Here is a 20,023-nt window from a genome sequence, read left to right as displayed (position 1 = left end):
TTATTGTCTTTGATACTTGATTTATTGTTTCCTTACGATCTCCAGCCCCACCTGCGTCTTTAGCTTCCGGCCGAACATGTCGATCTCCAGATAAGCCTTGCGTTTGTGCCGGTCTATTTTCCGGATCAGCCCTTCATTCCCCTGCAAGGGGCCGCTGGTGATCACTACCCGGTCGTTTTCTATGAAGCCTTCCGACATCTCCACCACCTGGTCTTCCCGGCCAAAAGCAGTCAGGAACCGGATCTCGTCTTCGCTTAGGGGTACGATCTCATCTCCTGTACCCAGGAGTTTTGTCAGACCGATCACCCGCTTTAACTGATAGAAAAGTTCCGCCTTATCTTTGCTGACCAGAAATACATAGCCAGGAAAAAGCACTTTGTATTCCCGGTGCCATTCTCCCTGGTACTTTCGTTCCTGTTCACTGTAGGGAACGAAGGCTCGTTCCAGTATCTCTTTATCAATGACAGTTTCGCATTGTCTCTGGATCTCCTCTTCTGTACCTGATCTCACCTGGATCACATACCACATAAGCAGTCCTTTCTGCTTTGCCTTCTAAAATGAGAAAAGGGTATGCTTCGCCATTTTGACCCTGTTGTATCCTCTGCCTTTTGACGGCTTTTCGGATACAGCAGGCTCAAACTGCGATGCATACCCTTATAACCCTTACTGGTTTCCAACGCGGCAAAGCGACGATTGGAAACCTGGAAAGTTCTTTTCTTCTGAAGCTCCTGTCTTCTTTAGCGCCCCAGATCCGGATGGTAGGTGGGCACGATTTCAGCCACGATCTCCTTGATCCTTCCGGATTCTTTTCTGCTCTCCTGGTCTAACAGTTCCAGTTTTTTCTTAAAGTCTTCATCATCCATCTTGATGGGCTGTCCGATGAAGATCAGCTCGTTTTCCGTCTCTTTCATTCCCTCTTCGTCCATCAACAGCTCTTCATAGAGCTTTTCTCCCGGACGCAGCCCGGTATAGACGATGGGGATGTCCACATCCGGCGTATAGCCGGACAGGCGGATCAGATTTCTTGCCATGTCGTCGATCTTGACAGGTTCTCCCATATCCAGGACAAAGATCTCTCCGCCTTTGGCATAGTAGGACGCCTGGAGTACCAGAGACACGGCCTCCGGAATAGTCATAAAGTAGCGGATGATATTCTTATCCGTCACTGTCACCGGCCCGCCTTCCGCAATCTGTTTTTTAAACAGCGGGATCACGCTGCCATTGCTTCCCAGTACGTTGCCGAACCGCACTGCCACAAAGTCTGTGCCCGGTGACTGCCGGTTCATCATCTGCACCACCATCTCACAGAGACGCTTGGAAGCTCCCATGATGTTGGTAGGGTTGACGGCTTTGTCAGTGGAGATCAGCACAAACTTCTTCACTCCATATTTTGCCGCGGCCTGGGCTACCTTATAAGTGCCCTCCACATTATTTTTGATGGCCTCATTGGGGCTGTCCTCCATCAGCGGCACATGCTTGTGGGCAGCCGCATGATACAGCACCTCGGGCCTGTACTTTTCGATCACGCTGTTGATCCGGTTGGTGTTCCGCACCGAGCCGATCAGCGTCTCCAGCCGGAGATCCGGATATTTCCGCTTCAGCTCCTGCTGGATGGCATAAGCATTATTTTCATAGATATCAAAGATGATCAGCTGCTTTGGTCCGGCCTTTGCGATCTGTCTGCACAGCTCGCTGCCGATGGACCCGCCTCCTCCGGTGACCATGATCACCTTGTCGTGCAGCGCCTTGAAGATCTCGCTGTTGTTGACCTTAACCTGGGCTCTTCCCAGAAGGTCGGTGATCTCTACGTCCCGAAGTCTGGTGACGCTGACCTCTTCATTGACCAGCTGCGCCACGCTTGGCACGGTCTGCAGCCTGCAGTTCGTCTCTTTACAGATATTCAGGATATCCTTGCGGTTCTTCCCGGTCGTGGCCGGGATCGCATAGATGATCCGGTTGATATTGTATTTCTTTGCGGCTTCCAGGATATCGTTCCGGTCTCCCACGATCGGCACGCCTTCCAGCACACGCCCCCATTTGTTGGGATTGTCGTCAATGGCGCAGCAGATCCTGGTATGGAATGCCTGGTTATTGATCAGCTCCTTGATCACCGCCTGTCCGGCTGTGCCGGCTCCGATGATCATGATACGGTCCTGATCTTTTTCCGCTCCTTCCCGTTTGCCCAGGTAGAACCTTAAGAAACGGAAGGAAAACCGCATGCCTGTAGTCAGCATAAAGGACAGCAGATATCCTATGAAAAAGTAGGATCTTGGCATATGCAGCTTCATAAAGAACATGCCGATCCCGTAGACCGGGATCAGGATGATATATGCGACGATGCACATCTGTAGCTCCGAGATGCTGGCCAGACGCCAGACGCTGTGATACAGCTTGCAGCCGTAGAATACCACGATCGTCGAGGCGATCCAGTAAGGCATGGACCACATATACCCTTCCAGGTACTCTCTGGGGATAAGGGAATACAGGAAGTCAAACCTTAGAATCAAGGCCATCATATAGGATACCAGGATGATCAGGCAGTCCAGAAATGCGATCAGGAATGCCTTGTGTACCCAGGTAAATTCTGGTCTCCCTATCTGCTTAGCCATGATTCTTCCTAAGCCTTTCCTGGATGTTCCGGCTGTTTCTTTTCAGGAAGATGATCCCCCCAACGATCAATGCTCCTGCCGCTGCTGCCAACGCCCTTCCGGGATCGATCATAGCGACCGATGCCAGTGCAAGTCCAATGTGTTCCATAGTGTTTCCTCTTTTCTTCTTCGCGCAATTTATCCTTACTATAACTTACAGAGAAACCTTAGTTTCCTTCCAGTACCTGGTTCATTCGTCTGGAGAGATCTCCGACGATGGCCTCGTCCGGCCACATCACATAGAGAAGCTGTGCTCCGGAAGAATAGCAGGCCTGGCTGTCTCCTGTGCCTGACACTGCCGCGGACTCGATGGTCCAAGACGCGCCGTCAGACAGCTGCATGTTGATGAATTTGGCCATTTCGTCCTGCGTCATGTTGGTCTGCACACAACTGCTAACCTCTGCCAGGACCTGATTCGCGCTGGTCAGGATGGCCGGAGACATGGCCTTTTGCAGGATGGCGGTCAGGACCGCTTCCTGGTTCTTTCCTCTCTGATTGTCTCCGCTCTGGAAGCTGTAGCGTTCTCTGGAGAAGGCCAGCGCAGCCTTCCCGTCCAGGCTGTTGATTCCCTGCTTGAAATCATAACCGCCCGCGCTGAACGCGTATTCGGAATTTACATCCACGCCGCCCAGGGCGTCCACAATGGTAATAAGGGATGTAAAGTTGACTCTTGCATAGTAGCTGATGTCAATGCCGTACAGGTTCTCCAGGGTAGCCATGGATGCGTCTACTCCGTAGATACCGGCATGGGTCAGCTTGTCCCGCTGTTCACCGGAGATGCCCGGGATGGTCACATAATAATCTCTGGGCGTTGTGGTGAGCAGGATCTTCTTGGTGTTCGGATTCACCGTCATAATGATATTGACGTCGCTGCGGCTGTTGGTGGTAATCGGTCCGGACACGTCTATTCCGCTGATGTATACATTAAACGGTTCTTCTACATTGGTTTCTTCCTGTTCGATCGGCGTCTCGATCCCGTACTGGTACAGAATCTTGATCTGATCGGTATAGCCTTCAATGCTTTCCTCGATGATGCCGTTGAATGCCTCGTTATAGATGGCAGCCTCCACCTGACCGGACAACAGTGCGTTTGCCAGGTCGGTCACGGTTCCATACTCGGTCAGATTCAGTTCTCTTCCGACCACCTTTTCCACATCGTCCATCATCATCTGATTATTTTTCTGATCTGTAGCGGTCTGGTAGCCGAAGCGGTAGTTGCCTGCATCCAGAATGCTTTCCGCAGGATCGCTGGCCTTTACGACAACGATCATATTATCGGTCTTATAAGTGGCGCCTCCCACTTCTTCCATGGTTTTTTGCACCCTTAGGAAATAAACGATTCCTATTGCCAGTACGATACTGACCAGGATACTGATCACCATGCCCAGATATTTGGATTTATTCTTTACATACTGCAGGCAGAAGGTGACGGCGAAAAGCAGAAACAGACCTCCGCCAAGCAGCGCCAGGTAGAGCCCCGGCAGCATGCCGCTGTTCCAGAGAATGATCAGGAATGCGGCGGACAGGATCAGCTGGATCATGGTGATCAGCTTACCCGGCATATTGTTATTCTTACTTTTTTTCGACTGGTTCTTTGACGCATGTGAATGCTGATGTTCCATCTTCACTCTTCCTTTTCTATTGTACGATCAGCGTAAAGTTCAGCGGATCGGAGGTGTTTCCGGAGGTATCGGTCACAAAGTACTGGATCACATAAGTTCCCGGCACATTGGTGTCGTAGATGCCGTTGGCGCTGATGCGCTGATACAGGGTATCCCGGCTGTCCACATCGTCCACAGCGTCTTTGACCACGCTCATGGGATCAAAAGAAGTCCCCACCGGAATGGTCGTCTCTGTCGCGGTAAGAGCCAGCGCCGGACGCTGTCCGTTCGGCTGCAGCGGCTGCTCCTGCTGTTGCTGCTGTTGCTGCTGGGCAAGGGCTTCCTGCTGTTGCTGCTGGGCAAGAGCTTCCTGCTCTGCCTGTGCGTCCTGCTCCGTCTGACCATCTGTCTGAGTCTGATCTGTGCCGCTGGCCGGATAATACTCGATGGTACGCTTTCCTGTACCTACGTTGTTGCTTTTGTCCATTACGCCATAATAGACGATGGCACTGTTCTCCCCGGTCTGCTGGATCCGGTCGACAAATACCTGATCCGTCAGATCTCCGTCTTTGTTATCCTCAGCTGTTACGCCTTCCATCAGTACCGAGTAGTCTTCTCCCTCGGTATAGCTGATATCTGCTTTTTTTACTGTTATCTCCGGCGCCTGTCTGTCGCGCCCCATATACACCAGCGCTCCGGCCACTGCAAAGATCAGGCAGCCTGCCGCCAGAGCCAGGATTACTAACCGCTGTTTCATCCTTACTGTCCTCTCCTATTCTTCCCCGTAGGACCCATAGTATTTTCCATAATATTTTCCGTAATACTTGTTCTGTTTCATATTAACTTTGTTCAGCACCACTCCCAGGATCGGGCATCCGGCTTTTTCCAGCTGATCCTTCACTGTGCGGGCGAATTTATAGCTGATGGTGGACGCCGCGATGACCAGCACGGACGCGTCGCAGTGCTTGGCGATGATCGCCGCGTCGATGACGCTTCCAAGCGGAGGCGCGTCAATGATCACATAATCATAGGCCTGTCTGGCCCCGTCCAGCATCGCCTCAAACCGGTGATTGCCAAGAAGTTCCGCCGGGTTGGGCGGCACCACGCCTGCCAGGATCACGGACAGTCCCGGTGTCTGGGTCTTGCAGACCACATCCTTTAACTCTGCCTGCCCGGAAAGGAAATGGCTTAAGCCATTCAGCTTTCCCGTGATCTTGTGGCGTCCGATGATCACGGACTTCCGAAGATCCGCGTCTATGAAGAGCACCTTTTTCTCTCCCTCTGCCAGCGACGCCGCAAGCGACAGGGACACCGTACTCTTTCCTTCGTCCGGCGTACAGCTGGTGAATACGATCACCTGCTTGTCTGATCCGGAAAACTCGATATTGGTCCGGAGGGTCTTATAGGCCTCATTGCTCCGATAGTCTTTGGTCAGGTTGTTTAATTCAATTTCCTGCATCTATAGTATCTCCTTTATCCAACATTCCTCTGGTCTATCTCTTCAGATTTCTCATCATCTGTTTTTCCGGGATCCTTTTGACTTTCTTGCCCTTCTTCACGCCCTCGCTAAGAGGTATGGAGGTCAGGGTATTTAATCCCAGATAATGTTCAACGTCGTCCGGCGTCTTGATGGTGTCGTCCAGCACAAAGATCAGCACGATCACGCCCATGGCAAGCACCAGTCCCAGCAGCGCGCCGATGGCAATGTTTCTGGGCAGGCTCGGAGAAGAGGGAGTGGAAGGAAGGTTTCCTTCCTCCACCGTATTTACGGCGTCTGCGTCCATAATCTCCGTGATCTGGATGCTGACGGAATCCCGGACTGCGTCCGCGATCTCCTTGGCTTCTTTGGGATCTTCACTCTCTACGCTGATATTCAGGATACGGGTACCCTCCGGCGTCTCTACAGAGATCATATCCTGAAGATCTTCCGGCTCCATATCCAGGTTCAGCACTGCGATCACCTGCTCCAGGACCGGCCGGCTGGTCACCAGTTCCATGTAGTCCTGGGTCAGCTGTGTACCGGTCTGCAAGTCGTTATATGTAACGCCCGCATTGCTGTCAGAGCGGCTTAACACATACACCTTGGTTTCTGATGTATACATGGGGGTGATCAGAAGATTGGTCCCCACAAAGGCGATCAGCGCCCCCAGCACACCTGCCATCAGTATGATGTGCAGCTTTGACCACAGAGCGATAAACAGCTCTGTCAGATCTATGGTGATTTCGTCATTGTCCATTTCCTGAGTCATTAATCTTTCTTGATTCATCTTACTCTATTTCCTTCCTCAGCATCTTCTTTGCGTTATCGTAAAATATTTTTCTGGCGTATTCGTCGCCGTATTTTTTTCTGACATGTTCGGAAGCCTTCCGCATACGGGGCGCCCGCGTCCTGCAGCTGTGGGCGTCTGTACCCACACAAAAAACAAGGTCTTCATCCATCAGATATTTGACAAATTTTTTGACCTTGCGTCCGCTGTCTCCGGTGATACTTCCTGCATTGACCTGGATCAGTATCCCCATATCTCCGATCTGCTCGGCCAGCTCCGGCGAGTCAGTCAGGCAGCTGTAGCGCTCTGCGTGAGCCAGGATCACTTCGTATCCTTCCATCTGCAGCTGTTGCAGGCTCTGCTTGATATAAGCAAATGGTTCCGAGGGTGAAAACTCCACCAGCACATAGTTGCGCCGGTTCATTGTCAGAACCCGTCCTTCCTTCAGCTTGTCCGGAATGTCCTGACCAAAAAAAATTTCCGTCCCAAGATATATACGGAAATGTTCGTCGATTTCGTGAGCGGCGTCCCGCAATATGGCAGCCTGTCTCCGCAACACTTCCGGTGGTTCTTTTCCGCGTCTGGGGTGATGATGTGGAGTGGCTATGATGCAGCGGATTCCCTCACTGTATGCAATTTTCAGCATTTCTTTCATTTCGTCCACATCTTTTGCACCGTCGTCGACTCCCGGCAATATGTGGCAATGCATATCTATACAGTCCATACTGGTTCTTCTCCTGCCTTTTTTACCCGGCTTCTCCGGGCGGCTGTTCTTTACACTTAACTCATATTACCACTCGCATACCAGAAAGTCAATTCCATAAATGCAAACTGATTTTATCATTTATTGGTACTGTTGTCAATTTAAACCATCTTTTTGATAATGCAATGTCACGATAATTATTTTACGATACAAGGGAATAAATAAGAGGAGAGTTTGCATGATCGGCGATCGAATCAAACATTTACGAAACGCCTGCCAGATGACGCAGGCGGACCTGGCTAAAAAACTGAATATTTCGCGCAGCAGTGTCAATGCCTGGGAAATGGGATTTTCCTGCCCTTCTACCCTTTATCTGGTAGAACTTTCCCGTCTGTTTCATGTCTCCACAGATTATCTGCTCGGAGTAGAATCCGGCAGCACCATTGACACCTCCGGAATCACAGAGCGGGAGTATCAGCTGGTCTTTGAACTGGTTCAATACTTCCGCTCTGGTCATTAATCTGTTAAGTTTTTAAGATATAGGATCTTAGAAGATCAGCTCCATGCGGGTGCCTTTCCCCACCTTGCTCTCTACCTGGATGCGGGCGCCGTGCATGATGGCGCCGTGTTTGACGATAGACAAGCCCAGGCCGGTGCCTCCGGTTTCTTTGGAATGGCTTTTGTCTACCCGGTAGAACCGCTCAAAGATCCGATCCTGCTGATCTTCCGGGATGCCGATACCGGTGTCTGTGACGATGATCTTCTTTCCCTGGAGGGTATCCCCCACCCAGACGCTGACCGATCCGCCCCGGCGGTTGTATTTGATAGCGTTTTCACAGATATTGTATACCATCTCGTCCAGGATCTGGCGCACGCCGTGATAGATCACATTTTCTCCGGTAACTTCCACATGTACGGCCCGTCTCTCTGCCTGTGGAGACAGGCGGCTGACGATCTTCCGGGTCAGATCATAGAGATCCACATCTTCTTTTTCTATCTCGATCTCTCCTTCGTCCAGCTTGGACAGTTTGATGATGTCCTCCACCAGAGTGATCAGACGACTGGCCTCGTTGTAAATGCGTTCCGCAAAGCCTTTCATATCCTCCGGTTTTACCAGTCCGTTCTTCATGATCTCCGCATAGCCGGAAATGGAAGTCAGGGGAGTCTTCAGCTCATGGGATACATTGGCGGAAAACTCTTTTCGCATATCCGCAATGGCGTCTTTTTGTTTGTTCTGTTCATCGATTCTTTTCAGCAATGGCGTTAATTCCTCATACATCTCATTCTCCAAAGGAATATTTAAGTCCAGTTCATTGATGGGCCGGATCAGTCTTCTGACCTGCCACCTGGAAAGAAGGGCGGCAAGAACCAGCATACAGACGCCGATCACGCCCATGCCGGGCAGGACCTCCACAGCGGTCCGGAAGGCCGTGTCCATGGTCTTGGAGACCCGCAGGATGCTGCCGTCAGAAAGCTGCACGGCGTAGTAGTACATTTCTTCATTCAGGGTGTCGGAGCGGCGCACGTTGCTGCCCGTACCGTCCCGGATGGCTTCCCTGACCTCCGGCCTGCCGGCGTGATTTTCCAGATCCGCCTCATAGGCCTGGTCGGAATCATAAAGGACCTCTCCCTGCTCTGTGATCAAGGTGATCCGGGTGTCTTTATCTGCGGCGTCCAGCTCTGTCAGATAGCCCTGCCCGCTGATCTCGATGGCAGCCCGGATGTAACCGGCTTCCTGACGCACTTCCTTTTCCATCACGTCTACCGTCTGGCGGTAGACCAGCAGTGTGGTCACGGCGTAGGCGATGGCCAGGGTGACCAGGATGATCAGTATCATATTTTTCTGGATTTTTGTCTGCAGCCTCATCCGCTGTTCTCCTGTTCGTCTCTTTTATTCGCTCATCCGGTAGCCCACGCCCCGGACGGTCTCGATCATTTCCCCGCAGCTTCCAAGCTTCTGGCGCAGGGTCCGCACGTGGACGTCTACGGTGCGGGTCTCGCCGTCAAAGTCATAGCCCCAGATGTCTTCCAGAAGGCAGTCTCTGGTCATGACAATGCCCCGGTTCTTCATCAGCCGCTTTAGCAGCTCGTATTCTTTGAGGGTCAGGTTTACCACTTCTCCATCGGCTGTGACCTCGTGTTTTCTGGTGTTGATCTCGATGCCGCCTGCGCGGATCACATCCTGGGGATCCTGGGACTCTTTTTTGGTGCGCCTTAAGACCGCCTTGATCCTGGAGACCAGTTCCATCATGCCAAAGGGTTTGGTCACGTAGTCGTCGGCTCCTAAGTCCAGGCCTTTGACCTTATCGTATTCCGCGCCTTTTGCGGTCACCATGATCACCGGGATCTCCCGGGTCTTGGGGGAAGATTTTAACCGCCCAAGAAGCTCCAGTCCGTCCTCGCCGGGGAGCATGATATCCATCAGCACCAGCTCCGGGGTCTCCAGAGCCAGGGCTTCTAAAAATTCTTTTCCATCCTCAAAACCACGCGCCTTAAAGCCCGTGGTTTCCAGTGTGTATACGACAAGTTCCCGGATGTTGCTGTCATCTTCTACACAAAATATCATTTGGTTTCTCCTTGTTCTACTCTATACCTGGCTGTCCTTGTGGATGCCTGTGATGGAGAATTCCACCCACTCCGCGATATTGGTGGCGTGGTCTCCGATACGCTCCAGGTATTTGGCAGCCATGATAAGGTCGATGGCTTCTTTTCCCTGGTCGCCTTTATTTTCTGCGATAGACTCGATCAGTTCTCTCTTGGTATCCTCAAACATCAGATCCACATCATCGTCTGCTCCCATCACCTTACGGCAAAGCTCCAGATCTTTTTCTACATAAGAAGTTACGCTGTCTCTTACCATCTTTGCCACAGCTTCCGACATGGCTCCGATCTTCTTCAGATCCGGTACTTCGGATTTTTTCTCGGAAATAATGATCTCGGCGATGTCGCTTGCCTGATCGCCGATCCGCTCCATATCCGTGATCATCTTAAGAGCCGCGGAGATCTGGCGAAGATCTCTTGCCACCGGCTGCTGCTGCAGGAGAAGCTTTAAGCACAGTCTCTCGATGTCCTTTTCCATCTGATCGATCTCCTGATCGGCGTCGATCACATGCTTTGCCTCTTCGATGCTGCCTTTCTGCAGAGCCTTGGTGGCTCGGTTGATGGCCAGCTCGCACAATTCTCCCATGTGGATCAGCTGTTCATTTAACAAGCCCAGCTGCATATCAAATTTATTACGCATAATTTAACCGAACCTCCCTGTGATATAATCTTCTGTTCTCTTATCTGACGGTATGGAGAATAATTTTTCTGTGTCATTATACTCTACCACTTCGCCCAGAAGGAAGAAGGCGGTATTGTCGGACACACGGACTGCCTGCTGCATGTTGTGCGTTACCATGACAATAGTATAATCTTTTTTCAGCTCCATCGCAAGGTCTTCGATCTTGGATGTGGAGATGGGGTCAAGGGCCGAGGTAGGTTCGTCCATCAGAAGGACTTCCGGCTGTACGGCCAGGGCTCTGGCAATGCAGAGTCTCTGCTGCTGCCCGCCGGACATGCCAAGGGCGCTTTTTTTCAGCCGGTCCTTGCACTCGTCCCAGATGGCCGCGTCGCGTAAAGACTTCTCCACGATCTCGTCCAGCTTTGCCTTGGAGTGGATGCCGTGGGTCCTGGGACCGTAGGCGATGTTATCGTAAATGCTCATGGGAAACGGATTGGGTTTCTGGAATACCATTCCCACCCGTTTTCTTAACAGGTTGACGTCAATTTCTTTGAAAATATCTTTTCCGTCCAGAAGGATATCGCCTTCAATGCGGCAGCCTTCCACCAGATCGTTCATCCGGTTGATGGATTTTAACAGTGTGGACTTTCCGCATCCGGAAGGCCCGATAAATGCTGTGATCTTATGCTCTTCGATCTCCAGATTTACGTCTTTGAGCGCCTTGAAGTCGCTGTAATACAAATCCAGATTCTTAATGCTTATTTTTGACATGGTTCTTCCTCTCTACGCTTTCGTTAATCTCTTTGCCACAACGCCGGACAGGGTATTGATCCCTACCACCAGCACCAGCAGGATGACTGCGGTTGCATAGGCCTGATCCATGTACAGACCTTCACTTGCCAGGTTGTACATGTGGACCGCCAGGGTACGTCCGGAGCTTAATACGCTGCTTGGGAAGTCAGCTACGGTTCCCGCCGTATAGATCAGCGCCGCTGTCTCTCCTACGATACGGCCGATGGCCAGGATGACGCCGGCCAGGATACCAGGCACTGCAGACGGCAGTACGATGCGGAATACGGTACGCAGTTTTCCTGCACCCAGTCCGAAACTTCCTTCCCGGTAAGAATCCGGCACAGCCTTTAAGGCCTCCTCAGTGCTTCGCATGATCAGCGGGAGCACCATGATGGACAGGGTAAAGGCGCCGGCCAGGATGGAGAAGCCCCATCCACAGGTCGTTACAAAGAACAACATTCCGAACAGTCCGTATACGATGGACGGGATTCCCTGCAGCGTCTCCGTGGTCAGACGGATCACTTCTACGAACTTATTTCCACGTTTTGCATATTCTACCAGGAAGATGGCAGAAAAGATTCCGAATGGAACGGCGATCACCAGTGACAATGCGGTCATGATCACGGTATTGGCAAGCGCCGGCATCAGCGATGCATTTTCCGAGGAGTACTCCAGGGAAAAGAGTGACGGCTGAATATACGGCACGCCGTGGATCAGGATGTAGGCGATCAGGAAGATCAACACTGCAAATGTGATGATCGCTGCTAACATGACCAGGAGCATGACGATCAATGATCCCGGAGTTCTGGTATAACTTTTCAGCTTCTGTCCCAGCGTAACTTCGTTGCTGGCCGGGCGGCGGCTGTCTTTGGTTGTATTACTCACGGCTCTTGTCCCCCCTGTTCAGTAGTGCTACGCAGAAATTGATGATCAGGATGAATACGAACAGCACCACGCCTGTGGCGATCAGCGCCTCTCTGTGGAGATCTGTGGCATATCCCATCTCAATCACGATGTTTGCGGTCAGTGTCCGGACGCCTTTGAAAAGTCCCTGGGGCATCCAGGTCTGGTTGCCGGCCACCATGATGACGGCCATGGTCTCGCCGATGGCGCGGCCTACGCCAAGAACGATGGCTGCTACGGTACCGGATTTGGCCGCCGGGAGAACGACCCGGAAGATGGCCCGTTCGTGGGTGGCGCCCAGGGCTACCGCGCCTTCATAATACTGGCCCGGCACGGCCCGCAGGGCGGATTCGGTCAGCCCGATAATGGTAGGCAGGATCATCATTCCCAGGATTAATGAAGCGGTCAGCATGCTGCTTCCATTTCCTCCGAATCCCAGATCTCTGCCCAGCTGGCGCACTAGCGGCACCAGCACCACCAGGCCGAAGAAACCATACACAACGGAAGGAATGCCGGCCAGAAGTTCAGTGGCGGTTTTCAGTGGTTTGTATATCTGTTTCGGACAGTAGAACGCCATGAATACGGCGGTCAGGATGCCGATCGGGACGCCGATGACGATGGCGCCCGCTGTTACGTACAGGCTGCCTACGATCATCGGGAGGATCCCGTAAATGTCATTGTTCGGCTTCCACATGGTGCCGGTCAGGAATTCCACGAATCCGATCTCTGACATGGCAGGGAGACCATTTGCAAATAAGAAGAAGCAAATGAGAGCTACCGCCAGCACCGAAGCGCAGGCGGCAATGAAGAACACTCCCCGCATGAATTTTTCAGTCCATGCATTTGATTTCATATTACTCTACTACCTCATCCCATGTAAGTGCTTCGCCAGTGTAGATGGATTTTACCTGGTCGCTGCTAAGTTCGTCTGTCGGGTTATTGTTGTTGACAACAACTGCGATACCGTCGGTTGCGATCACCTGTGCCTCCAGGCCGCCTGCGATCTCTTCATCCTTGACTTCTCTGGAAGCCATGCCGATATCATAAGCTCCGCTGATGGCAGACTCCATACCTGTGGTCGAATCTGTGGTCTGAAGCTCGATCTCTGCGTTCGGATTTACCTCTGCGTAAGCTTCGATCAGTTTCTCCATCAGAGGAGATACAGAAGAAGATCCGCCTACCACTGCTTTTCCTTCCGGAGCCTCGCCTGCGTATGCTTCTGCTCCGTCAAGCGGGATATAGCCTTCTGCAGTTACCACTTCCTGTCCTTCCTGGCTCATGATAAATGTGATAAAGTCATCTGCCACCGGATTGTTGAGGTCGGACTTTGTGGCAATGTTGAACGGACGGGATACTTTGTAGTCACCGCTCTTGATGTTGTCCGCAGTTGCCTCTGCGCCGTCGATCTTCAGAGCCTTTACGCTGTCGTCCAGAGTTCCAAGAGAAACATAGCCGATGGCATATTCATCGCCGGCCACAGTCGTCATCATAACAGAAGTACTGTTGGTGATCTGCGCGCCCTCTGTGGTCATGTCCACCTTCTCGCCGTTCACTTCCTCTTCAATGCCGAACAGCTCGATGAACGCGCCTCTGGTACCGGATCCGTCCTCACGGGAAACGATGGTAATGTCCATGCTGGAATCCCAGTCTCCGCTTGCTTCTCCTTCAGCCGCTGCATCTGTGCCTTCCGCAGAAGTATCTTCCTCAGAAGAACCACCGCATCCGACTGCCATGCTTGCAACCATACCAAGTGCTGCCATAACTGCAATAAACTTTTTCAATTTCATAATCCTAATCTCCTTTGTCGTTTTAGAATTTGTTTAGCTTCTTCACAAGACACATCATACGAAAGGAATGTAAAATCTGAAACGGGCTGAATGTTAAATTTATGTAAAATGGGACGTAGACCTTTTGCAAAGGTCTACGTCCCAAATTGCGTTTTGCCCTGTACCTTTTTGAATTTTACCCTGTACCCGAATGGATCACAGCCGCTTTTCAAAGTTGCCGTCTACCGAGCATCCTTCGGTAAAGATCATGAATGCGTGTGGATCGATGCTGTGTACGATCTGTTTGATCTGGTTGACTTCGTACTTGGAGATCATGACGAAGAGGATATAAGATGTCTTATTGGTGTATGCGCCTTCTCCGTCCCAATTGGTGACGCCCCGGCCGGTCTGTTCCATGATGGCTTTGGAGATGCCGGTTTTTTTGGTGAAGATCATAACGCTGGTGTTGATGTTCTGGATATGTACCCTGTCGATGGCGATGGAGAGTACTGTCGCGTAGATCAGGGAGTATACCACGATCTCTATATTAAATAGGAAGAGACAGATGCCGTATACCATAAAATTCATCAGAATGTTGATCTTGCCCACGCTGAAATTGGGCCATTTTTTGGAGCAGCATACGCCGATGATGTCCTGGCCGCCGCCGGAGCTTCTGCCTCTTAGGATCAGGCCGGTTCCGGTTCCCGCTACGATGCCGCCGGTGATACAGGCGGTCAGATAATCGCTGATGATGGGCTCGGAAGGGATCGGCACCAGCATCATAAAAATACTCTGGATGGCTACGGTTATCAGGGTTTTTACGGCAAAAGGACGCCCCATGACCCGATATCCCAGGTAAAACAGCGGAATATTCATAATGAAGTAAATGGTACCGGCAAGATCGGTGCCTGCCGGCACAGGTACATGCAGGAAATCAACGATGAACGTCCGGATCAGCTGCGCGATACCCATAAAGCCTCCGTTGTAGAGGCTTAAGGGTACAATGATCAGATTGACTCCCAATGCAAACAGCAGGCTTCCCACCAGGGAATATAATGCCTGGATCAGCCCGGTTTTTCTCTTAGCATCTAAATTTTTCCACATGTCTCTTCCCTTTCTCTTCCCGATTCCTCATTCTTTCCCGGATTCCTTTCCCGGATTCCTCCCCGGGTTTTTCTTCCTGATTCCTTGTTCTGACTGTTCGCTGCGCCAGGTCTCTACTGACTGACATGCCGTCTTCTTAGCTTTTTCTTTTCCGACTCCTGCTCCTCCAGACATTTCTGGATCGCCTCGTTCAGGGACAGCATCTTTTCGTCCAGAGACGATACCATCTCCGCACATTCCCGCAGATCCCGGCTGATATACTCTGGAGCGTTGCCCTCAAATTTGTAGTAAATCTTATGTTCCAGACTTGCCCAAAAATCCATGGCAATGGTCCGGATCTGGATCTCTACTTTGGTGTCCACCACGCTGTCTGACAGAAAAATCGGCACAGACACCAGCATATGGTAGCTCTTATAACCGCTCTCTTTTGGGTTTTTTATGTAATCTTTGATCGAAAGCACCTTCAGATCGCTCTGATTTCCGATCATCTCGGCCAGCTGGTAAATGTCTGACGTAAAAGAACAGATCAGCCGTACCCCGGCGATATCATTGACATATTTCACCATATTTTCAATGGAAATCTCATATCCGTTCTTCCGCAGCTTCTTTACAATACTCTCCGGAGTCTTGATCCGCGTCTTGATATGCTCTATAGGATTGTACTGATGGACATGCTGAAATTCGTCGTTTAAGATCTCCAGCTTGGTTCCGATCTCCTTTAACGCCGAAGTATACAGAAACATTATGGTCTTCCAGCTATCCACATCTTCATAGTTCTTGATCGCATTTTCCAGGCTCACTGATCATCTCTCCTCTACCATACATCACATGCGATTCCTTTCACTTCCCCGCCAAGCAGGAGCTAATCGCATCACATGCGATTAGTATACCACACGCGCATATATGTGTCATGGTTTTCATACTTATTTTATAAATATATCCGTCCTTTGTTGCACTAATATTCAATTCCCTCCCGGGCGGATATTCCTTTGTCGTAGGGATGTCTGATCTTGGTCATGAGGGTGGCGTAGTCCGCTGTTTTCAGGATCCGGTCCGATACCGTATGTCCGGTCAGGATGACCTCCAGCCCTCTTGGCTTGTGCTCCAGGAAGCTTACCAGCTTTTCTTCGCTTAAGACCCCAAGCTGCACGGCGCAGAGCGCTTCATCCAGGAAAAGGAGGTCAAAAGGCGAACAGAATTTGACGATCTCGTCCAGCGCTTTGTTGTTATAATGCCGAAGCTCCGTCTTTTCCCGGCTGTTCATATGGCTGACGAACTTGATCTGCTCCCTTCCCGGCAGACAGGTCACCGTATTCATCTGCTCCAGAACTTTACGCTCGCTGGAAGTATTATCTTTTAAGAACTGAAACACCAGCACCTGAAGGCCCGCGCCTGCCGCGCGGATCACCTGTCCCACTGCCGCCGTTGTCTTTCCTTTTCCGTCTCCGTAATATAGATGGATCCTCCCGGTTCCCAGCATATCTCTTCCTCCTGCTCTTTCCCATTGCAAAAATGTCTTTGCGTTTCTTTTTCTTTCTTCCCAGAATCTATTATAATAAGAAGAAATTATATAGTAAAGTTTTAATCTGTCAAAAATTGGGCTTTACATGCTCTCCCAAACTTCCTATACTGTGATTATCCGGATAGCTTCACAGAAGGAGGATGTGTATGTTTCGTTTATGGGGAAAAGAATTTAAAGAAAACCGGCTGCTTCGGGATACGGTCGTCTGTGATGATTCCGACGACACCCGGACCCATAAGGTCTTTCGCGCTCTGGATGAGATCTGCTATGAATTTGACTTGAGCAAGCCGATCTGGCTGGATTCCACGATCGAAGAATTTCAGAGACATTCCAAAGCCCGTTTCACCCAGGACCATTTTGTAGATTCCATTGATTTTGATTACCTGGAGATCCAGGTCATTGAAGAATAACATGGGCGCGCCATTTTTTATTGACGCCTTCTTTGATAACTTCTTTGACGGCCTTTGGATGACCGGATATGAAAAAGTCCCGTAAATACGGGACTTTTTAAGAGCAGATGACGGGAGTCGAACCCGCCTCCCCAGCTTGGGAAGCTGGTGTTCTACCGATGAACTACATCTGCATGAAAAATATTATAATACATTTGCCCCAAAAAAGCAAATACAATCAGCAGATTTCTCATCGATTTCTCATCAATTTCTCATCGAAGTTCTCCCGGAACTTCTCAGCGGATTTCTTTTACTGCGCTGATCTGATCTATCCGCAGGATCTTTTGCACCTTCTTCTTTTTTTCCATACATTCCAGTTCCATCCATTCCTCATCCAGATCCGTTAAGATTCCTTTCTGGCTGTGGATGATATCAATAGAAAACATGGGGGTTTTTACAGTGATCTCTATCGTCCTTCCCAGGTATTCCGGCAGGACCGCTCCCCAGCTCTCCCCCGGATCTTCTGCCGGATTTTTCTTTTTTTCTTCCCGTTTTTCCAGATAAGTGACCAGCCCGTAGACGGCAAATCCCAGGCATATGATTGCAAGAAACAAAAAAACTGTCATGTTGTTCATTCTCCCTCTACCTCCATGGCCGCTCCGGTCAGCAGCCGGGTCTCGATCTGCCTTGTTACGGTTTCCTTCTGAAATAATTTCCCATCTTTGTTTCTTTCATAGGAGATTTTGCTCCACACATTTCCGGCTTCCAAAAACTGCACGTCCCCATTTCCGATCAGTCCGTCTATCACTGCATCCATCACAGCAGATTCCTCGTCGGCAAATTCCAGGCGGCAGGATCTGCCTTCTAATTTTCGCAGAACGTGCAGATCTTTTTCCGGCTGTTCCAGGAAAAGATCCTTTTGCAGCCCTGCAAGCCCTGCAAGCTCGTCAAGACTGATCCCGTAAAGCCACGCCAGCTCTGCCGCCTTGTCAAGAGGAGGCGCGCCCTGACCTGTTTCCCAGTTGGAAATGGTCTGCCTGGTGACGTTTATTTTTTCAGCCACTTCCTGCTGACTGTATCCATTTTTCTTGCGGAGTCGGATCAGCCGCTCTCCCAACATATGTTTATCCATGCTCTGCTTCCCTTCTGCGCCGTGTTTTCTTTTATTTAGCATAGCATAACTGTATCCGGTATTTCCAGCAAATAAGCCTGGAACTTCCGCAAATATTTTTGCAGTCTTTGCAATCCCCCGCATTTCGTGGTACATTTAGTTACAATGACAGGTTTTTTATCCGGAAACAAAAAGGAGGTATTCCTATGATTTCTGCCATCGGCTTAAATGTAAACGCATTAAAAAAAGAACCGTTCTCCGGTTCTCATCAGGGTATGCGCTATTATCTGCGCGCAAAGGACGACGTCCTTACTGTATTCCTCTATCCGGAGCCCTGGTCTTTTGAACGGACTCCGGATGAGGATAAGATCCAGAAAGAATTTCCTTTTACACAGGACGGGCTTGCAGAAGCCCTCGCCTGGATCGAACAGTCCTATACCGAACAACAGGCCTTCTGGAACCGGCGCCGGGAGGACCGGATGCATCTGATCCTTTAAGCGTTCTTTTCCAGCACTTCCTCCGCAATGTTGCGGGCATGGTCTGAGATTCTCTCCAGGCAGACCAGAGTATCCAGATATACCACGCCGGCTTCTGCCTGACACTGATTGCTGGCCAGCCGTTTGATGTGCTTATTCCGCAGGCTGATCTCCAGGTTGTCTGCCTGGGTCTCTTTTTCAATGACTTTGAGCGCCATGGCATGATCTTTGTCCACAAATGCCTTAAGCGCATACCGATTAGCTGTCTGTGCAGACCTCCAGCATTTCTTTGATCTGTTCTGTGCCGATCTCTGAAAATGAGGCCTTTTTCTCGTGAAGGGTCTCTGCAAATTCAGATATATTTTCGCAGTAGTCGCTGATCCTCTCCATATCGGAAATGATCTGAAGCAGATGCGCGATGTCCTGATGCTCTTTTTCGCTGATCTGCAAAGCGCCCAGTTTAATGGCATAGTTGGTGATGCCGGCGCTCAGCCGGTCTACCGTGGCTTCTTCTTCCTTCAGGAACTGGATATCGCTTTCTTTTAAGGTAAACAGCACATCTTTTGCCCAACCAGGGAATCTTCCACGATCTTACCCATACGGGCCACTTCATTGACCGTAGACTGAAGCGCAAGGCCGGGAGTCTGCAGTACACGCTCGTCCAGCTGTACCTGGCTTTCGTCCTTCTCGCTCTCTTCCACGCGGCCGATTTTTTTGGCCAGCTTGATGATCCAGTCAGATACCGGGAAGAGGAGGGACCGTGGTACAGATGTTAAATGCTGTGTGAACCACACTGATCTGGGTCTGATTGATCAGGCCGTCCGCCCATACCGGCTGGAAGATCTGGAAATAAAGGATGGCAAGGGTGCTGAAAAATAATGGTTCCTATGATGTTGAACAGCAGGTGCATCAGAGCCGCGGTCTTTGCCGTCCGCTTTGCTCCAAGGCTTGACAGGATCGCGGTAACACAGGTACCGATGTTCTGTCCCATGATAATGTAGATCGCCGCGCTGAAGGGCACCAGACCTGCCGCCGCCAGACTCTGCAGGATCCCCACGGATGCAGAGGAACTCTGAATAATGGCGGTAACCAGCGTGCCGGCAAGAATACCAAGCAGCGGGTTGTTCCCAAGGGTTACAAACAGGCTGGTAAAGCTTTCGGAATCCTGCAAAGGCTCTACAGCTGAGGACATGGTGGTAATCCCGATAAACAGAAGACCAAAGCCTACGATGATACTGGCAATTTCCCTGGAAGAGCGGCGCTTTCCAACCAGCCATCAGGATCACACCGGCCATCACCGCGATGGGCGCAAGTCTGGCCCGGACTTAAAAATTCGGCCCACTCCACAGAAGACACCAGCCAGCCGGTGACAGTGGTACCGATATTGGCTCCCATGATCACGCCCATAGCCTGGGTCAGATTCATGATACTTGCATTGACAAAACCAACCACCATAACTGTGGTGGCAGAAGAGCTCTGGATCACGGCGGTGATGCCGGCAACACGCGATTCTAGTGT

At 50.8% G+C, this 20,023-nt stretch carries 23 protein-coding genes, 1 tRNA gene and 1 pseudogene; 3 read left to right on the top strand and 22 right to left on the bottom strand.

What is annotated here, in order from left to right; all coding sequences use genetic code 11:
* Positions 1–21 precede the first annotated feature (21 nt).
* The 8 genes from loaP to ABGT54_RS06320 form a co-directional block, all read right to left on the bottom strand.
* Entirely contained in the window at positions 22–528 is a 507-nt protein-coding gene (loaP, locus tag ABGT54_RS06355) for an antiterminator LoaP (RefSeq protein WP_346663313.1), read from the bottom strand.
* A gap of 209 nt (positions 529–737) precedes the next feature.
* Positions 738–2,609 (bottom strand): nucleoside-diphosphate sugar epimerase/dehydratase, encoded by a 1,872-nt coding sequence (locus ABGT54_RS06350; RefSeq protein WP_346663312.1) that lies wholly within the window; start codon positions 2,607–2,609, stop codon positions 738–740.
* Positions 2,602–2,757, bottom strand: coding sequence for a hypothetical protein (locus ABGT54_RS06345; RefSeq protein ID WP_346663311.1), 156 nt, complete (start codon positions 2,755–2,757; stop codon positions 2,602–2,604). Before ABGT54_RS06345 ends, ABGT54_RS06350 begins: the two co-directional genes overlap by 8 nt.
* A gap of 58 nt (positions 2,758–2,815) precedes the next feature.
* The gene (locus tag ABGT54_RS06340) at positions 2,816–4,270 is read right to left on the bottom strand and encodes an LCP family protein (RefSeq protein ID WP_346663310.1); all 1,455 of its coding nucleotides are present in this window, start codon (positions 4,268–4,270) and stop codon (positions 2,816–2,818) included.
* Between the two features lie 16 nt (positions 4,271–4,286).
* Positions 4,287–5,006 carry an immunoglobulin-like domain-containing protein gene (locus ABGT54_RS06335; RefSeq protein ID WP_346663309.1) on the bottom strand — a complete coding sequence of 240 codons (720 nt, stop codon included), beginning with the start codon at positions 5,004–5,006 and terminating at the stop codon, positions 4,287–4,289.
* Between the two features lie 15 nt (positions 5,007–5,021).
* The gene (locus ABGT54_RS06330) at positions 5,022–5,708 is read right to left on the bottom strand and encodes a CpsD/CapB family tyrosine-protein kinase (RefSeq protein WP_346663308.1); all 687 of its coding nucleotides are present in this window, start codon (positions 5,706–5,708) and stop codon (positions 5,022–5,024) included.
* 34 nt (positions 5,709–5,742) lie between these two features.
* The gene (locus ABGT54_RS06325; RefSeq protein ID WP_346663307.1) at positions 5,743–6,516 is read right to left on the bottom strand and encodes a Wzz/FepE/Etk N-terminal domain-containing protein; all 774 of its coding nucleotides are present in this window, start codon (positions 6,514–6,516) and stop codon (positions 5,743–5,745) included.
* A 1-nt stretch (position 6,517) separates the two neighbouring features.
* Entirely contained in the window at positions 6,518–7,240 is a 723-nt protein-coding gene (locus ABGT54_RS06320) for a CpsB/CapC family capsule biosynthesis tyrosine phosphatase (RefSeq protein WP_346663306.1), read from the bottom strand.
* A 217-nt stretch (positions 7,241–7,457) separates the two neighbouring features.
* Here ABGT54_RS06320 and ABGT54_RS06315 point away from each other — a divergent pair, with 217 nt between their 5' ends.
* A complete protein-coding gene (locus ABGT54_RS06315; RefSeq protein ID WP_346663305.1) occupies positions 7,458–7,739 on the top strand; it encodes a helix-turn-helix transcriptional regulator in 282 nt (93 codons plus the stop codon).
* A 27-nt stretch (positions 7,740–7,766) separates the two neighbouring features.
* Here ABGT54_RS06315 and ABGT54_RS06310 read toward each other — a convergent pair whose 3' ends face one another.
* The 10 genes from ABGT54_RS06310 to ABGT54_RS06265 all read right to left on the bottom strand — a co-directional run bounded on the left by ABGT54_RS06310 (position 7,767) and on the right by ABGT54_RS06265 (position 16,487).
* Positions 7,767–9,080, bottom strand: coding sequence for an ATP-binding protein (locus tag ABGT54_RS06310; RefSeq protein ID WP_346663442.1), 1,314 nt, complete (start codon positions 9,078–9,080; stop codon positions 7,767–7,769).
* 30 nt (positions 9,081–9,110) lie between these two features.
* Positions 9,111–9,785, bottom strand: coding sequence for a response regulator transcription factor (locus tag ABGT54_RS06305; RefSeq protein ID WP_204908961.1), 675 nt, complete (start codon positions 9,783–9,785; stop codon positions 9,111–9,113).
* Positions 9,786–9,806: 21 nt separating this feature from the next.
* Entirely contained in the window at positions 9,807–10,460 is a 654-nt protein-coding gene (gene phoU / locus ABGT54_RS06300) for a phosphate signaling complex protein PhoU (RefSeq protein WP_346663304.1), read from the bottom strand.
* A gap of 3 nt (positions 10,461–10,463) precedes the next feature.
* Positions 10,464–11,213, bottom strand: a complete 750-nt coding sequence (gene pstB, locus ABGT54_RS06295; protein WP_204908963.1) for a phosphate ABC transporter ATP-binding protein PstB — start codon at positions 11,211–11,213, stop codon at positions 10,464–10,466.
* Between the two features lie 12 nt (positions 11,214–11,225).
* Positions 11,226–12,017 carry a phosphate ABC transporter permease PstA gene (pstA, locus tag ABGT54_RS06290; RefSeq protein WP_243416427.1) on the bottom strand — a complete coding sequence of 264 codons (792 nt, stop codon included), beginning with the start codon at positions 12,015–12,017 and terminating at the stop codon, positions 11,226–11,228.
* A 94-nt stretch (positions 12,018–12,111) separates the two neighbouring features.
* Complete coding sequence (gene pstC, locus ABGT54_RS06285; RefSeq protein ID WP_346663303.1) at positions 12,112–12,990, bottom strand: phosphate ABC transporter permease subunit PstC; 879 nt, start codon at positions 12,988–12,990, stop codon at positions 12,112–12,114.
* Between the two features lies 1 nt (position 12,991).
* Positions 12,992–13,924 (bottom strand): substrate-binding domain-containing protein, encoded by a 933-nt coding sequence (locus tag ABGT54_RS06280; RefSeq protein ID WP_346663302.1) that lies wholly within the window; start codon positions 13,922–13,924, stop codon positions 12,992–12,994.
* 195 nt (positions 13,925–14,119) lie between these two features.
* A complete protein-coding gene (locus tag ABGT54_RS06275; protein WP_346663301.1) occupies positions 14,120–15,007 on the bottom strand; it encodes a YitT family protein in 888 nt (295 codons plus the stop codon).
* A gap of 113 nt (positions 15,008–15,120) precedes the next feature.
* Entirely contained in the window at positions 15,121–15,801 is a 681-nt protein-coding gene (locus tag ABGT54_RS06270) for a GTP pyrophosphokinase family protein (RefSeq protein WP_346663441.1), read from the bottom strand.
* Positions 15,802–15,962: 161 nt separating this feature from the next.
* A complete protein-coding gene (locus ABGT54_RS06265) occupies positions 15,963–16,487 on the bottom strand; it encodes a cob(I)yrinic acid a,c-diamide adenosyltransferase (protein WP_346663300.1) in 525 nt (174 codons plus the stop codon).
* A 188-nt stretch (positions 16,488–16,675) separates the two neighbouring features.
* Between ABGT54_RS06265 and ABGT54_RS06260 the strand changes: the two genes are divergently transcribed.
* Positions 16,676–16,939 carry a hypothetical protein gene (locus tag ABGT54_RS06260; protein ID WP_346663299.1) on the top strand — a complete coding sequence of 88 codons (264 nt, stop codon included), beginning with the start codon at positions 16,676–16,678 and terminating at the stop codon, positions 16,937–16,939.
* Between the two features lie 102 nt (positions 16,940–17,041).
* Here the strand turns inward: ABGT54_RS06260 and ABGT54_RS06255 are convergent.
* The 3 genes from ABGT54_RS06255 to ABGT54_RS06245 form a co-directional block, all read right to left on the bottom strand.
* Positions 17,042–17,112, bottom strand: a tRNA-Gly gene (locus ABGT54_RS06255).
* 102 nt (positions 17,113–17,214) lie between these two features.
* On the bottom strand, positions 17,215–17,544 hold the full coding sequence (locus tag ABGT54_RS06250; RefSeq protein ID WP_346663298.1) for an OadG family protein: 330 nt from the start codon (positions 17,542–17,544) through the stop codon (positions 17,215–17,217).
* Positions 17,545–17,549: 5 nt separating this feature from the next.
* Entirely contained in the window at positions 17,550–18,050 is a 501-nt protein-coding gene (locus ABGT54_RS06245; RefSeq protein WP_346663297.1) for a helix-turn-helix transcriptional regulator, read from the bottom strand.
* A gap of 185 nt (positions 18,051–18,235) precedes the next feature.
* On the opposite strand from ABGT54_RS06245, the gene ABGT54_RS06240 reads away from it, so the two are divergent.
* Positions 18,236–18,526, top strand: a complete 291-nt coding sequence (locus ABGT54_RS06240; protein WP_346663296.1) for a GNAT family acetyltransferase — start codon at positions 18,236–18,238, stop codon at positions 18,524–18,526.
* On the opposite strand, the pseudogene ABGT54_RS06235 reads toward ABGT54_RS06240, so the two are convergent.
* Positions 18,523–20,023: pseudogene (locus ABGT54_RS06235) on the bottom strand (Na/Pi cotransporter family protein); the annotation flags it as partial. The gene ABGT54_RS06240 and the pseudogene ABGT54_RS06235 overlap by 4 nt on opposite strands.

The sequence above is a fragment of the uncultured Merdimonas sp. genome (assembly GCF_963929015.1).
Taxonomy (GTDB): domain Bacteria; phylum Bacillota; class Clostridia; order Lachnospirales; family Lachnospiraceae; genus Merdimonas.
The sequence above is the reverse complement of the archived record's forward strand: the minus strand, read 5'-3'. Positions and strand labels throughout refer to the sequence as shown.